Annotated in this window: 14 protein-coding genes; 12 read left to right on the forward strand and 2 right to left on the reverse strand. The window is 65.0% G+C overall.

Annotated features, from left to right (window positions below; all coding sequences use genetic code 11):
• The first annotated feature begins 65 nt into the window (after nucleotides 1–65).
• Genes ABWP09_RS02045 through ABWP09_RS02060 form a run of 4 tightly spaced genes read left to right on the forward strand, consistent with a single transcriptional unit; the run spans nucleotide 66 to nucleotide 2,617 of the window.
• Complete coding sequence (locus tag ABWP09_RS02045) at nucleotides 66–458, forward strand: hypothetical protein (protein ID WP_353203500.1); 393 nt, start codon at nucleotides 66–68, stop codon at nucleotides 456–458.
• Between the two features lie 37 nt (nucleotides 459–495).
• Nucleotides 496–750 (forward strand): HPr-rel-A system PqqD family peptide chaperone, encoded by a 255-nt coding sequence (locus tag ABWP09_RS02050; protein ID WP_353203501.1) that lies wholly within the window; start codon nucleotides 496–498, stop codon nucleotides 748–750.
• A complete protein-coding gene (locus ABWP09_RS02055; RefSeq protein ID WP_353203502.1) occupies nucleotides 747–1,607 on the forward strand; it encodes an HprK-related kinase A in 861 nt (286 codons plus the stop codon). The genes ABWP09_RS02050 and ABWP09_RS02055 overlap by 4 nt, the downstream gene beginning before the upstream one ends.
• Complete coding sequence (locus tag ABWP09_RS02060) at nucleotides 1,592–2,617, forward strand: nucleotidyltransferase domain-containing protein (RefSeq protein ID WP_353203503.1); 1,026 nt, start codon at nucleotides 1,592–1,594, stop codon at nucleotides 2,615–2,617. The genes ABWP09_RS02055 and ABWP09_RS02060 overlap by 16 nt, the downstream gene beginning before the upstream one ends.
• Here the strand turns inward: ABWP09_RS02060 and ABWP09_RS02065 are convergent.
• Entirely contained in the window at nucleotides 2,609–3,295 is a 687-nt protein-coding gene (locus tag ABWP09_RS02065) for an HAD hydrolase-like protein (protein WP_353203504.1), read from the reverse strand. The genes ABWP09_RS02060 and ABWP09_RS02065 overlap by 9 nt on opposite strands.
• A 61-nt stretch (nucleotides 3,296–3,356) precedes the next feature.
• Here ABWP09_RS02065 and glmU point away from each other — a divergent pair, with 61 nt between their 5' ends.
• The 7 genes from glmU (at nucleotide 3,357) to ABWP09_RS02100 (ending at nucleotide 11,939) form a co-directional block, all read left to right on the forward strand.
• Nucleotides 3,357–4,715 (forward strand): bifunctional UDP-N-acetylglucosamine diphosphorylase/glucosamine-1-phosphate N-acetyltransferase GlmU, encoded by a 1,359-nt coding sequence (gene glmU, locus ABWP09_RS02070; RefSeq protein ID WP_353203505.1) that lies wholly within the window; start codon nucleotides 3,357–3,359, stop codon nucleotides 4,713–4,715.
• Nucleotides 4,716–4,745: 30 nt separating this feature from the next.
• Nucleotides 4,746–4,988 (forward strand): ribbon-helix-helix domain-containing protein, encoded by a 243-nt coding sequence (locus ABWP09_RS02075; protein ID WP_353203506.1) that lies wholly within the window; start codon nucleotides 4,746–4,748, stop codon nucleotides 4,986–4,988.
• A gap of 3 nt (nucleotides 4,989–4,991) precedes the next feature.
• Entirely contained in the window at nucleotides 4,992–5,357 is a 366-nt protein-coding gene (locus ABWP09_RS02080; protein ID WP_353203507.1) for a type II toxin-antitoxin system VapC family toxin, read from the forward strand.
• A gap of 14 nt (nucleotides 5,358–5,371) precedes the next feature.
• A complete protein-coding gene (gene glmS, locus ABWP09_RS02085; protein WP_353203508.1) occupies nucleotides 5,372–7,195 on the forward strand; it encodes a glutamine--fructose-6-phosphate transaminase (isomerizing) in 1,824 nt (607 codons plus the stop codon).
• Nucleotides 7,192–8,100, forward strand: coding sequence for an ROK family protein (locus ABWP09_RS02090; protein ID WP_353203509.1), 909 nt, complete (start codon nucleotides 7,192–7,194; stop codon nucleotides 8,098–8,100). Before glmS ends, ABWP09_RS02090 begins: the two co-directional genes overlap by 4 nt.
• A gap of 63 nt (nucleotides 8,101–8,163) precedes the next feature.
• Entirely contained in the window at nucleotides 8,164–10,062 is a 1,899-nt protein-coding gene (locus tag ABWP09_RS02095; protein ID WP_353203510.1) for a putative bifunctional diguanylate cyclase/phosphodiesterase, read from the forward strand.
• 50 nt (nucleotides 10,063–10,112) lie between these two features.
• Nucleotides 10,113–11,939 carry a CHASE4 domain-containing protein gene (locus ABWP09_RS02100; RefSeq protein ID WP_353203511.1) on the forward strand — a complete coding sequence of 609 codons (1,827 nt, stop codon included), beginning with the start codon at nucleotides 10,113–10,115 and terminating at the stop codon, nucleotides 11,937–11,939.
• 16 nt (nucleotides 11,940–11,955) lie between these two features.
• On the opposite strand, the gene ABWP09_RS02105 is transcribed toward ABWP09_RS02100, so the two are convergent.
• Nucleotides 11,956–13,014 carry a carbohydrate porin gene (locus tag ABWP09_RS02105; protein WP_353203512.1) on the reverse strand — a complete coding sequence of 353 codons (1,059 nt, stop codon included), beginning with the start codon at nucleotides 13,012–13,014 and terminating at the stop codon, nucleotides 11,956–11,958.
• A 308-nt stretch (nucleotides 13,015–13,322) separates the two neighbouring features.
• Here ABWP09_RS02105 and ABWP09_RS02110 point away from each other — a divergent pair.
• The coding region (locus tag ABWP09_RS02110; RefSeq protein WP_353203513.1) for a methyl-accepting chemotaxis protein at nucleotides 13,323–14,913 on the forward strand (1,591 nt) is incomplete at its 3' end.

Raw genomic sequence — 14,913 nt, forward strand, 5'->3', positions numbered from 1 at the left:
TAAAGATGCTTAACCCCGATAGCCTTGCTTGCCAGCGATTTGCGAATGTGAAAGGACTTAAAATGATGAACTACGATCCGACCGAGGCCCTGTACGCCACCCGTCGCCGCGCGCTGATGCTCGGCGCGGTCGGGGCGGCGGCTGTGGTATCGATCCGTCCGGCGCTGGCGGCGACCACCGCATCGATTTCGACCTGCGAGATTCCCGTTCCCGATCCGGGCCGCGCGGGCAGCTTCATCGCTGCCGACGGGACAACCGTTCCACGCGGCACGCAAGGCGCGTTCGCGCCACCTGCGCGACCGTTCAAGGGCGAAGAGGTCAAGACGGCGCTCGCCGGTGGGCAATTGCCGGGGACGAGCTATGACCAGAACCGCGCGTACACCAATTACATCCGGCGTCTGCAATCGGGAACGAGCGGCTTTACCTGCTTCGCGTCGTTGCAAATGCCGCGCGGCTGATCCGGTGCAGGATGCGGGCGGTGGAACCGTGTACCGCATGGCACGGCCCGAGACGCTGAAGATCGTCCATCTCGACAGTTTTGCCGTAATATACCACCGGGCGTCGGGCATCACCCACCTTGTCACTGCGCCCGCGCCCGAGATTTTGGCGACGCTGGGTGAAGCGGGGCTGACGCGATCGGCGCTGCTCGCGCGCCTGGCGCACGATTATGATCTGGGCGATGCTGATGAAGCGGCGTTGCTCGCCCGTCTCGACGAATTGGTCGCGACCGGTCTGGTGTCGACCGCGTGAGGCACAGTTTCGCCGTGCGGATCGGCCCCGTCGGCTTCCGCATCGGGTCGGACTGGCGCGCGCCGATCGCGCAGCTCGAAACCCTCTATGCCAGCTATCCCAAGCCGCACGACGGCGTGCCGGATTTTACGGTGCGCCTGTTCGCGGCGCGGCCGTGGCGCCGCTTCGTGCGGCCGGCGGTGATGATCGGCGGCGATTACGTCTTGCCCGAGGCGGCACCGCTGCCGCTCGCGCAAGGGTTGCTCGCGGCGGAAATGGGGATGAACCTGCAAATGGCGCTCGGGCAGCGGCGGTATCTGCTCTTGCATGCGGCGGTGGTCGAGCGCGACGGGCAAGCGTTGGTGCTGACCGGCGTTTCGGGCGCGGGGAAATCGACGCTCGCCACGTTGCTCAGCCTGCGCGGGTGGCGGTTGATGGGGGACGAGTTCGCGCTGCTCGATCCCGAAACGGGGTTGATCCACGCCTTTCCCCGGCTGATCAGCCTCAAGAATGCGAGCATCGCGACGGTCGCAGCCGAACTTTCCGCCGATCGGTTCGGCCCGCTGCTGGAGGGCACGCCCAAGGGCACGATCCGCCACGTTGTGCCCGATGTAGCCGCAGTGGCGGCGATGGACGCGCCCGCGCGGCCCGCATTGATCCTGTTCCCGAGCTTCGGGTTCGAGGCGGCGGCGCGTGACGTCTCGCCGAGCGAAGTGTTCGTGCGGCTGACGCAAGCCTCGACCAATTATGTCGCGATCGGCGAGCGCGGCTTTGATGCGCTCACCGCGCTTGTCAGAAACGTGCCCGCGCGTGCGATCGACTATCCCGATACCGCCAGCGCCGTCGCGCAAGTGGAGGCGGCATGGCTGGGTCGTTAGGCGGCGGCACGCCAGATGGCTGGCTCCTCGCCCGGTCGCTGCGGCTGCCCGAGAGTGTGCGGGCACTCGATGCGGAAGGCTGGACCGCGCTGCTGGCGATCGCGCGCGCGGAACAAATGATCGGCACGCTGGCGTGGCGGCTCGATGGCATCGCGATGCCTTCAGGGGTCGCGCCTATCCTCGCTGATGCCCGCGCCTCGGCGGAGCAAGGCCGCATCGTCGCCTTGTGGGAAGCGGAGGCGGCGCGGCGGGCGCTTGCGCCGCTCGGCGTGCGCGTCGTGTTGCTCAAGGGGACGGCGTTCGTCGCGGCGGATTTGCAAGCGGGGCAGGGGCGCTCGATCGGCGACCTCGATATCCTCGTACCGCACGACACGCTCGACGCGGTCGAGGCGGCGCTTATCGGTGCCGGGTGGGAATGGGTCAAGCCCGACACTTATGACGACGCCTACTACCGACAGTGGATGCACGAACTCCCCCCGCTGATCCACCGCGAGCGCGATCGGATGATCGACGTCCACCATACGATCCTGCCGCTCACCACGCGGATCACCCCCGATGCGGCGGCATTGCTGGCCGATGCGATCGAGGTCGTACCGGGGCTTTGGACCTTGTCGCTTGCGGACATGATCGTCCACGCAGCCGCGCATCTGTTCGCGGATGGCGATCTGGCGGGCGGGATGCGCAATCTGTGGGATGTGCAGTGTCTGGTCGATCAGTTCGGCACCGACGGCGTGGCCGCGCGGGCGGCGCATCACGGCCTTTCGCGCGACGTCGCGCGCGCGCTGCGGCTGGCGACCGCGCTCTACGGCGAAGGCGCGAAACTCGAACTGGCCGACCACGCCTATCTCCGCCGCATCACCGCGCGTGATGGATGGGGCAGGGCGACGCGCCCGTTTACGCGACACGCGTTCTACATCCGCTCCCACTGGTTGCGGATGCCGCCGACGATGCTGGCGCGGCATTTGTGGACGAAATGGCGGAAGGGCGGCGCTGGTCCTGCGTCAGGCTGAGAGGCGCTCGAGCGTCGGCAGCAACTCGGCAAACGAGTCGATCACGGCATCCGCGCCCATTTCTTCGACCGGCTCAAGCAGAAAGCCGAAGCTGACCGCGATACCGGGGATCTCGGCATTCTTCGCCGCCATGATGTCATAGATCGAATCGCCGACGAAGGCCGCGCGAGTCGCGCCGATCTCGCCGCCGCTGCGCCGGATCATCGCGTCGATCGGTGCGCGGTTGGGCTTGGACAGGCCAGGCCCCATCGTGTCGCCGCCGATGATGCAGGCGAAACGCTCGGTCAGCCCGAGATCGGCGAGCAAGCTGCGCGCGAGGCTTTCGAACTTGTTGGTGACGACCGCGCTCTTGATGCCGAGTGCGTCGAGCTGATCGAGCGCCGCGAGCACACCGGGAAACGGGCGAGTATGCACCGACAGATGCGCTGCGTAATAGGCGAGCATCCGCTTGTAGAGCGGGCGGAATTCGTCCGGGGTACAGCCGCCGGTGGCGTCCAGCCCTTGCGCCAGCATATGCTTCGCGCCGCCGCCGACCATTGTCTTGACCTGCGCGATGCTCAGCAGCGGGCGCCCGGCAAAGGCTAGCGTATCGTTGACCGCCGCCGTCAAATCGCCGCTGCTGTCGACCAGCGTGCCGTCGAGATCAAATCCCACGATTTCGAATGAATTCTTCGTCATGCGAGCGTGCGTGGCAGGGTTGCTATGGAATTGGCAAGGCTGTCGTGGCAGGGCAGTGCGCATGAGCCGACCTCTCGCCGCCATCATCCTCGCCGCGGGCAAGGGCACCCGCATGAAGTCCGATCTGCACAAGGTGCTCCACCCGATCGCGGGGCGGCCGATGCTGCTGCATCTCGTCGCGGCGGTCGGGGCGTTGCAGCCCGAACGGACCGTCGTCGTTACCGGCGCGGGGCGCGAGCAAGTCGAGGCGGCGGTCTCGCCGCTCGGGATCGCGACGGCGCTGCAGGCCGAACAGCTCGGCACTGGCCATGCGGTGGCGCAGGCCGAAGCCGCGCTCGCGGGGTTCGAGGGCGATGTGCTGGTCCTGTACGGCGACGTCCCGTTGGTCACGACCGCCACGATGCAGGCGATGATCGACCGGCTCAATGCAGCCGACGCGCCGGCGATCGTCGTGCTCGGCTTCCGCCCCGCCGATGCCGCCGCCTATGGCCGGATCATCGCGTCAGACGGCATCATCGCCAAAATGGTCGAGTATAAAGACGCAAGCGACGCCGAACGCGCGGTCGATTTGTGCAATTCCGGGCTGATGGCGGTGCGCAGCGCCGATCTGTTCGCGCTGCTCGCGCGCGTCGGCAACGACAATGCGGCGGGCGAATATTATCTGCCCGACATCGTGATGCTCGCTGCGGCGGACGGGCGTCGCTCGGCGGTGATCGAGACCGCCGCGGCGGAGGTCGCCGGGGTCAACAGTCGCGGGGAACTCGCCGCCGTCGAAGCATCATGGCAAGCCACGCGCCGCGCGCAGGCGATGGCGGACGGCGTCACGCTGATTGCGCCGGAAACGGTGTGGTTCGCGCATGATACGATCATCGGCCGTGATGTCGTGATCGAACCCAACGTCTTCTTCGGACCCGGCGTGACGGTCGGCGACGGGGCGACGATCCACGGCTTCAGCCATATCGAAGGTGCTGCGATCGGCGCGAAGGCCGAAGTTGGCCCGTTCGCACGGCTGCGCCCCGGCGCGGTGCTGGGGGAGGCGTCGAAGGTCGGCAATTTCGTCGAGATGAAGAAGGCGACGCTCGGGGCTGGTGCCAAGGCGAGCCATTTGACCTATCTCGGCGATGCCGAGGTGGGCGCGGGCGCGAACATCGGTGCCGGCACGATCACGTGCAATTACGATGGCTATTTCAAATATAAAACGGTGATCGGCGATGGCGCATTCATCGGCTCGAACTCGGCGCTCGTCGCGCCGGTAACGATCGGCGCAGGCGCGATCGTTGGGGCGGGATCGGTCATTACCGCCGATGTCGCGGCGGATGCGCTGGCGCTCGGGCGCGGCAAGCAGGAAGGGCGGATGGGCTGGGCAAAGCGCTTCCGGGACGCGATGACGGCGAAGAAAGCCGTCACCAAGAAATCTTGACATGATATCGCGATATGATATCGGTATATCATGCGAACTTTAGTCGATATTCCCGACGACGACATCCTCAAACTCGACGCACTCGCGGCGAAATCCAAGAGGTCGCGTGCGGCAGCGATCCGGGATGCGGTAAAGCTATACCTTCTTCGCAATTCCGACACGGACTGGATCGAGCGCGGCTATGGCTATTGGGCGGATCGTACGGATATCGGCGACGCGGTCGCGTATCAGCGCGCGATCCGTGAGGATCTTACACCTTACGAAGACTTGTGATCCGTGTCGGACCCGTTTTTCGATACCAACATCGTGATTGACTGGTTGATGCGTAAGCCGCCAGCCAAAGCGGAGATTTCCCGCTATCGTAGGCACCGTATCAGTCGCGTGGTCTGGACCGAGGTGCTTGCGGGAGAACCGTTTGAGCACCGTGATGTGATCCGCGATCTGATCGCGGCCTTCGAAGTGGTCGAGATCGATGCCCGCATCGCCAACGCGGCCGCCGACATCCGGCACCGCACGCGCATGAAACTGCTGGACGCGTTCATCCTGGCGACGGCACAGGTCAACGGCGCGATCCTCGTAACCCGTAACACCAAGGATTTCCCTGCGAACATGCCGGGCATCCGCGTTCCTTATACACTTTAACGAAAGCCACTCCCATGTGCGGTATCGTAGGCATCATCGGCAAGGAACCCGTCGCGGATCGGTTGCTCGACGGGCTTCGTCGGCTCGAATATCGCGGCTATGATTCGGCCGGGATCGCCACCGTCCACGGCGGCGAGATCGACCGGCGCCGCGCGTCGGGCAAGCTTATCAATCTCGCGAAGGAACTCGCGGCCTCGCCGTTGCCCGGCGATGTCGGCATCGCGCACACACGCTGGGCAACGCATGGCGGGCCCACCACCAACAATGCGCATCCACACGCCACCGGCGAAGTGGCGCTCGTTCACAATGGCATCATCGAGAATTTCAAGCCGCTGCGCGAAGAATTGATCGCGCGCGGCCGGGTTTTCACCAGCGAAACCGACACCGAAGTCGTCGCGCATCTCATCAGCGAAAAGGTCGAGGGCGGGATGAGTCCGGCCGATGCCGTGGCAGAGGTGCTGCCGCGTCTGCACGGGGCCTTCGCACTGGCGATTCTGTTTCGCCAGCACCCCGAATTGCTGATCGGCGCGCGGCTCGGGTCGCCGCTCGTGGTCGGTTATGGCGATGGCGAGACGTATCTCGGCTCCGACGCGCTCGCGCTTGCTCCGCTGACGCAGCGCATCTCGTATCTCGAGGAGGGCGATTGGGTCGTCATCACCGCCGATGGCGCGAAGATCTTCGACAAGGATAACACGCCCGTCGAGCGCCCGATCACCATTTCGGGGGTCACCGGCGCGCTGATCGACAAGGGCAACTTCCGCCACTTCATGCTCAAGGAAATCTACGAACAACCGATCGTCGTCGCGCAGACGTTGCGGTCGTACCTTCAGCGGATGGAGGAAAAGGTCACGCTGCCGATTCCGGAATTTGACCTGTCGAGCATCAAGCGCGTGACGATCGTCGCCTGCGGGACGAGCTTCTATGCCGGGATGGTCGCCAAATATTGGTTCGAGCAATTCGCGCGCGTGCCGGTCGATTTGGATGTCGCGTCCGAATTCCGCTACCGCGCGCCGGTGATGGAGCCGGGCGGGCTGATGATCGTCATTAGCCAGTCGGGGGAAACCGCCGATACGCTCGCGGCGTTGCGCCACGCCAAGGCTGAGGGCCAAACGATCGCCGCCGTCGTCAACGTGCCGACCAGTTCGATGGCGCGCGAGGCGGATTTGCTGCTGCCGACGCATGCTGGCCCTGAGATCGGCGTTGCCTCGACCAAGGCGTTCACCTGCCAGCTCGCGGTGCTGGCCGCGCTCGCTGCCAACCTTGCCAAGGCCAAGGGCCGGATGACGGCGGCGGAGGAAAAGGCGATCGTCCATCACCTCGCCGAAGCCCCGGCCGCGCTCAATGGTGCGCTGGCCTATGACGAGACGATCCAGGCGATGGCGCACCTTATCGCGAGTGCGCGCGACGTGCTGTATCTCGGGCGCGGGACCGATTATCCGCTCGCGCTGGAAGGCGCGCTCAAGCTCAAGGAAATCAGTTACATCCATGCCGAAGGCTATGCCGCAGGCGAGATGAAGCACGGGCCGATCGCGCTGATCGACGAAAACGTCCCCGTCATCGTCATCGCGCCTTCAGGCCCGCTGTTCGACAAGACTGTCAGCAATATGCAGGAAGTGCAGGCGCGCGGCGGCAAGGTGGTGCTGATCTCGGATTATGATGGGGTGCAGGCGGCGGGCGAGAATTGCCTCGCCACGATTACCATGCCCAAGGTCCACCCGCTAATCGCGCCGCTCGTCTATGCTGTGCCGGTGCAGTTGCTGGCCTACCATGTCGCGGTGATCAAGGGTACCGACGTCGATCAGCCGCGTAATCTGGCAAAGTCGGTGACGGTGGAATGAGCGATCCGCTCGTCGCTGGTGTCGAGCTGGGCGGGACGAAGGTGATCTGCGTCCTCGCCTGCGGCCCGGACGATGTGCGCGATCGCGTGAGCATCCCGACGACGACGCCTGACGAGACATTGGGCGCTGTGGAGCAAGTGCTGCGGCGCTGGTCAGGCTATGACGCGCTCGGCGTCGCCAGTTTCGGCCCGGTCTCGCTCGATCGGACCGCGCCCAATTATGGTTTCATCACCGCGACGACCAAGCCCGCTTGGTCGAACACCGATGTCGGCCTGCGGCTGGCGCATGTCGCGGGCGTGCCGTTCGGCTTCGACAGCGACGTCAACGGCGCGGCGCTGGGCGAGGGGCGCTGGGGTGCGGCGCGCGACGTGGCCGATCATGCCTATGTTACGGTCGGCACTGGCGTGGGGGTGGGGCTGGTGCTGGGCGATGCGCCGGTCGCCGGGCTGACCCACGCCGAGCTTGGCCACATCCGGCCCGTCCGCTTGCCGGGTGATGCTTGGCCGGGATCTTGCCTGTTTCACGGCGCGTGTGTCGAGGGGCTCGTCTCCGGCACCGCGATCCGCGCGCGCGCCGGTATCCCGGCACAGGATCTGCCCTTCGATCATCCCGCGTGGGACGGCGTTGCACATACGCTGGCGCAGCTTTGCCACATGCTCGTCCTGACGGGAATTCCGCGCCGGATCGTGATGGGCGGCGGGGTGATGGTCGGCACGCCGCACCTCTTTCCCGCGATCCGCGAGAAGCTGACGGCCAGCCTCGGCGGCTATGTTTCGGCGAGCGGATTGCTGCCGATCACGGACTATGTCGTACCCGCAGCACTGGGCGGAATGGCAGGGCCGCTCGGCGCGGTCGAACTGGGCCGGCGCGCGCTCTGCCGGGATACGTCGTTTACGCGGCTTTAACCGCATCCGCTTACCCCATTGCAACGGGCCGAAGCGCCCGGTGATTTTACGGGCGGTGCCGATATGCGAATACTGATCGTCGACGACGAACCGGCCATGCACGACAGCTATCGGCGCAGCTTCGCGCCCGTATCTGCCGACACGGGCGCGCTGGACGCTATGGCGGCCGAGCTGTTCGGCGATGATGAGTCGGCAGCAACCGACGATGCGCCTGCCTTCGCGCTGACCCACGCCATGCAAGGGCAGGACGGCGTCGCGGCAGTCGAAGCGGCGATTCGTGCGGGCGATCCCTATGCGGTCGCGTTCATCGACGTACGTATGCCCCCCGGCATCGACGGCAAGGAAACCGCGGTTCGCATCCGCGCACTCGATCCCGATATCCATCTCGTCATCGTCACGGGCTTTTCGGATTTCTCGCCGATCGACATTTCGAAGGCGGCGGGCCCGGCCGACAAGATTTTTTACATCGCCAAGCCGTTCGAAGTCGCCGAAGTCACGCAAATGGCGACGGCCCTGACGCACCGCTGGCAGGGTGATCGCGCATTGGCGGAGGCGCGGGAGGTGCTCGCCGCGCAAGTCGTGCAATTGCAGGAGCAGGGCCACGAACTTGCCGCAAACGAAAGCCGCGCGATTCATATGGCGAACCATGATTCGCTGACCGAAGCACCCAACCGGCTGGCGTTCCGTCGTGCGCTTACCGACCGCGCGCGCAGTCCGTCGCAATTTGCGGTCGCGATGGTCGATCTCGACCGCTTCAAATTGGTTAACGATACGCTCGGTCACCTTGCCGGCGACGAACTGATCCGGACGATCTGCAGGATACTGCAGGCGCAAATCCCCGAAGGTGGCGTCGTCGCACGGCTTGGCGGCGACGAGTTTGGTTTGCTGTTCGACACGCCCGGCGCCGAGGCCGCCGAAATGGAATGCGCGCGCATTTTAAAGGCTTGCTCGGGCACGTTTAAAGTGCTTGGCAATTCGGTCGAGGGTGGTGCGTCGATTGGCTTGATCGTCACCGAACCGGGCCAGAGCCGCGATCCGACCGATCTGATGCGCCGCGCGGATCTGGCGCTCAATGACGCCAAGCGCGATGGGCGCGGGATCGTCCGCGTGTTCGACGAGGGCATGGACGAGAATATCCGCCTACGCCGCGCAATCGAAGGTGGGCTCAGCCAAGCGATCGCCAAGGGTGAGCTTAGCCTGGTGTATCAGCCGATCGTTGCGCGCGAGGAACTGGAAGTCGTCGGGTTCGAGGCGCTGCTGCGCTGGAATACCGAGGATCACGGGCCGATCAGCCCCGCCGTGTTCATCCCGATTGCCGAGGAATCGAACTTGATTCACGAACTCGGCGACTGGGTCCTCGCCGAATCGCTCAAGGTCCTGGCGGAGTGGCCGGGGCAATATGTCTCGGTCAATTTCTCCCCCCGCCAATTCCGCCGCCACAATTTCGTCGGCCGCCTGGTCGAGCGCGTGCAGCGAGCGGGTGTCGCGCCGCATCGGGTGCAGATCGAGATCACCGAAACCGCAATTTTCGACGATGCCGATCGGGCGGCGGATACGCTCTACAAATTGCGTCAGATGGGCTTCCGTATCGCACTTGATGATTTCGGCACCGGCTATTCCTCGCTCTACAATATCCGCAAATTCGCGCTCGATTGCCTGAAGATCGATCGCAGCTTCATCGACGGCATGGGCCGCGAACGCGAATCGGCGGCGATCGTCCATTCGATCATCCATCTCGGTCGTGCGCTGGGCTTGGGCGTGGTGGCCGAGGGCGTTGAAACCGAGGCGCAGTTGCAAGCGCTGCGCGTTGCCGGCTGCAGCCACATGCAGGGCTATCTCCTGTCGCGCCCGATCGCGCGGGATGTCGCTCGCCTTATCGCCGAAGCCCGCTTCATCGTCGATCCCTCGGCACGCTACGATGCCGCCGAAGAGGCCGAAGCGGGTTGCGGGACGCACGGCTGATGGGGCCGCTCCGTTCCGTGCAAAGCGCGGTCGGGAGCAGGATCGGGCGGTTGCGAAACCCCAGCTCGCTGGGGGCAAAGCTCGTGCTGATCCTGACCGCAGTCGGCCTTGTCGGGTCGATCGCGCTGACCGCCTTGCTCGCCGCCCTGATCATTCCGAGCTTCAACCAGCTCGAAGTGAAATCGATCGACGCGCATGTCGAACGCACGCGTGCGGCGCTCGGTGATTTCGCCGCCAAGGTCGAAGGCGCGGTGCGCGATTATGGCGACTGGACCTCCAGCTACGACTATATGGCGTACCCGACGCGCGAGTTCGAGCAGGAGAGCTTCTCGCCGCTCGCTATGGCCAACCTCAATGTCGATGGCATGGCCTATGTCGGCAATGACGGGCGCATTATCATAGCGCGCTGGCGCGATGCGGCGCGCAATGTTGACCGGCCCGATCAACGCGCCGCCTTTTCTGCAGCGCTCGAGGAAAGTGGTTTCCGGCGTTTCCTGGGCGCGAGGAGTTCGGGCAGTTATTATCTGCGGCTTGGAGGAGACCTCGCCGCGATTGGCGTCGCGAAGGTCCGCCGCAGCGATGGGACCGGCACGCCGCGCGGTTATGTGCTGATGGCACGGCCCATTACGTCGAAGGCGCTGTCGGACGTCCTGCAACTGCCCGCGACGATCGATCTGCACAATGCCCCGGAGGCCAATCTGATCACATCGGCGCGCGCGACGATGCGGATTGCGATGCCGATCCGCGGCAGCGATGGCCATGCCGTGGCGAGCGCCGTCTTTACCGTGCCACGCGACGTCTCGGTGCTTGGCCAACGTATGCTGTGGCTCGCGGTGGCGGGATCAAGCTTGCTGCTGCTGGTCGTGCTGGCGATGCTGCGGCGGATGATCACGACGCTGGTGCTGCGTCCGCTCGCCCGCGTCGAAAGCCATATGCAAGTCGTGCGCAGCTCGGGGTCGCTCGGCCTGTTGCCCGACGAGCCGCGCAAGGATGAGATCGGCTCGCTTGGCAATAGTTTCAACGCCATGCTGCAGCAATTGAAGGATCTGCGCGAACGCTTGGAGGTGCAGAGCTTTGCGCTTGGCAAGAGCGAAAGCGCGGTCGCGGTGATGCACAATGTCCGCAATGCGCTCAACCCGATCAGCACGATCCTGTCGCAGGGCATCGCGCAGACTCCACCGGTTGATCGCGCGGTGCTCGATCGGGCGATGGCCGAACTCGCGCAGGCAGATCTGCCCGCGCCGCGTCGCGCGAAACTCCTCGCCTTCGTCATTGCTGCGCTGGATGCGGAAACGCGCGATCGCGACGCGCGCCGCCGGGAGCTGCAGATCGGGCGCGAGGCAATGAGCCATGTCCTTGAAATCATCGGCGCGCAGCAAAGCGCCGCGCACGAACGCCCCGCGCTCGAGCCGTGCGACGTGACCGAGATCATCGCCAAGAATGCCACGATCGCGCGCTATTCTGGCAGCGTGTCGATCGCCTTCAGCTTCCCCGCACAGCCGTGCCGCGTGCTCGCGAGCCGGATCATTTTGAGCCAGGTGATCGGCAATTTGTTTTCCAATGCCGCCGATGCGATCGCGGCGACCGGCACCGCGAGCGGGAGCATCACCGTGACGATCGACCGCGACGCCAGCAGCGCACGGATCGCCATCCGCGACGATGGCGAGGGCTTTGCCGCCGATCAGACCCCGACGCTGTTCCAGCGTGGCTATTCGTCGCGCGCCCACAAATCGGGTGGGCTGGGGCTGCATTGGTGCGCCAATTCGATGAACGCGATGGGTGGCGGGCTCAAGCTGGAGAGCGACGGACCGGGGCGGGGTGCGGTCGCGGTTCTGACCCTGGCGCTGGCGGAGGAGCGCGCCGACCTCGCGGCGTGACGCTGCGCTTGCGGTCCTACGGGCGCTCGAAACTTGCGATGATCCGCAACCCTATAACCAGAGTTCCGCGACGCCCATCGCCGGGAACGGCGCGGCGGATATATTGCAGGTCGGGCTGAACCGTCAGAAACGGTGCCAGACGGTCCTGATAGGTGAGCTCGATCCCGGTTTCGGCGGAGTCGGCCATTTCGCCCGCGTCACGCAGCGTGTCGCGAAACCCGCGCGACAGCATTCCGTGCGCCAGCCCGAACGAGAACTGGCCATCCGGGCGGCCCGGAATCAGGCCGCGGGCAAGCACCCCGGCCTGAAAGCCGCCGACGAAGGATGTGGTCTCGCCGTCCGAAATCCCCGCTCGCACGAACAGATCGAGGCCGCTTGCGTCGTCGCCTGACAGCCGCTGATCGATCAGCGCGTAGGCCCCCATCGAAATGCGCCGGACGGGGTTGCCCGCGCCATCCGTCGCACGCAGATCGTCCTGGCGCCGCGTGTAGCGCCACGCGCCGAGCGCGAGCTTGCCGCCGCGCGTCGTGCCGGCCTCGGCGATCAGCAACGCCCCGTCACGCAGCGACATATCCACGCCGCCATTATCCCCCAACACGCCCGCGCGCGCGTTCACCGCTGCGAGGCGGAAATAGCCGGACGCGCCCAACGACACGTTCAGTCGCGCGGTCATGGCGGTCGAGGGGAAGATTGACGGGCCATTCGGGCCGGTCGCCGACAGTTCCGATCCGATCCCGAAGGCTGGCGCGATCAGCAGTCCTGCCGAATCGTTTTGGTAAAAATCCGCATTGAGGTCGGACAAGCCAAGCAGCACGGACGCGCGCCCCCCGGCGAAGCTCTGTTCGATCCAGGCTTCGTAGAGCTTGAGCCTGCCATCCGACACTTCGATATTGTCGATTCCCTGCACGGTTCCGGCAAGATCGTTCAGGCCACGACCGTGATTGTCGAGCAGGTGGAGATGCGCCCGCGCGCCCCGCCAGCCGATCAGCCGCCCCAGATCCGCATCCGCGGTAAGCTCCAGATTGCCGAGCACACGCCTGCCGCGTTGCTCGCCGCCGGAAGCGACCCCGATCAAATCGAGGACATATCGGCCCGCGAGAACGATTGGCCGCGACGGCGTATCGGGTGGTGGCGGAACATCCTGCGCCAATATCGGGTCAGACCATCCGGCGAGGACCATTAAAACCGCGAACGGCGTCGACCGAAAAAGTGGAAATCTCATCATGGCGCATCCAACCTGAGAACTTATCCTAATATAGGACGAGTCAACCTGTTTTTTTGCTGAAAGACTGTCCGATGGTGCCCCACGAACTAGAAAATGTTTTTCCGCGTGCTTCGCTCGATCGCACAATCCGTCGCGCGGGGGCGGCTTTGCTGGGGCTGATGATGTTGTGCGGGGGCACCGGGATCGGTGCGGCGTGGGTGCAGTCGGCAGCGCTCGCCCACCAGAAACAAACGGCGATACTTCTGTCAAATCATCAGCTTGCCGACATGATGCATGACGCAGTGCGCAGTGATGTGCTCGGCATGTTGCAGGCCGCAGACGTTACGAGTGGGCTCGATCGGGGGGAAATTCTGCGAGACTTTCAGGAGCATCTGAAAAATCTACGGACCGGGATCCGGGCCGACGAGGCGTATCGGGGGTCGCCAGAGGTCGAGGCAGCGACCTCGAAGCTCAACGCCCCGATGCAACTCTATGCCAGATCGGCAACGGCGATCTTCGAACGCGCGGAAACCGATCCAAAAGCGGCGCGCAAAGGACTTCGAGATTTCTTCGAGCAGTTTCGCACACTCGAAATTTCGATGAGTGTTGCATCGGATGCGATCAGCGCAAACGCGCTACAGTCATCAGATAATGGCAAAACCATCGGCACGGTGGCGATGGTGGTTTTGGTGATCGCAATGGCGCTCGGGATCGCCGGTACGATGGCGCTGGTCCTGCTCGCGGTGCGGCACGTCGTGCGGCCGATCGAAGTCCTCTCGGGAACGATGCGCGAACTGGGCAGCGGCAATCTGGCGGCCGAAGTCAGCGGGGTCGATCGCGGCGACGAGCTGGGCGACATGGCGCGCGCGATGCTCGCCTTTCGGGATCAGTTGCACGCCGCCGAGGAAGCGAAGCAAGCGCAGGCCCGGCTCATCGTCGATAGTCTCGGGACGGGGCTGATCGCGCTCGCGGAGGGCGATCTGACCGCTGCGGTGGATGACGACCTGCAAACCCCGTTCACCGCGCTCAAGGACAATTTCAACGGGGCCGTGGCCGGCCTGCGCGCGCTGATCACGTCTGTTACCGAAAGTGCCGCGATGATCACCACGGGATCGCACGAGATCGCGCAAGCCAGCGAGAACCTCGCCCGGCGAACCGAAGGCAAGGCCGCGAGCCTTGAGGAGACCAGCGCTGCGATCACGCAAATGAACCAGCGTCTGCAAGCCACCGCCGTCGCGGCAGAGCGGACCGTTATTCGGGCGGACGGCGCCATGACGACCGTGGCGGGCGGGCGCGGCATCACCGATGAGGCGGTCCAGGCGATGACGCGCGTCAGCGAAAGCGCGAAAGGAATCGACAGCGTGATCGAAGGGCTCGACAAGATCGCCTTTCAAACCCGCGTGCTGGCAATGAACGCTGCTATCGAAGCCGGCCGCGCGGGCGATGCCGGGCGCGGTTTTGCGGTCGTGGCGGATCTTGTCTCGGCGCTCGCGATGCGGGCCGAGGAAGAGGCCGGCCGCGCCCGCGACCAACTCACCGCGACTCAGGCCGAGATCGGAACCGCGGTCGAGCGGGTGCAACGGGTCGATGATGCCCTGTCGAACATCGCCACCGACGTTGGCGAAGTGCATACGCTGCTCGCCGGAATCGCGACCGACAATCAGGCGCAATCGACCGCGATCGTTGAGATCAGTGCCGCAGTGAATGCAATGGACCAGGCCACGCAGCAGAACGCCGCCATGGTCGAACAGACCTCCGCCGCGGCGCGTA

The organism is Sphingomonas sp. (genome assembly GCF_040398505.1).
Taxonomy (GTDB): Bacteria; Pseudomonadota; Alphaproteobacteria; order Sphingomonadales; family Sphingomonadaceae; genus Sphingomonas.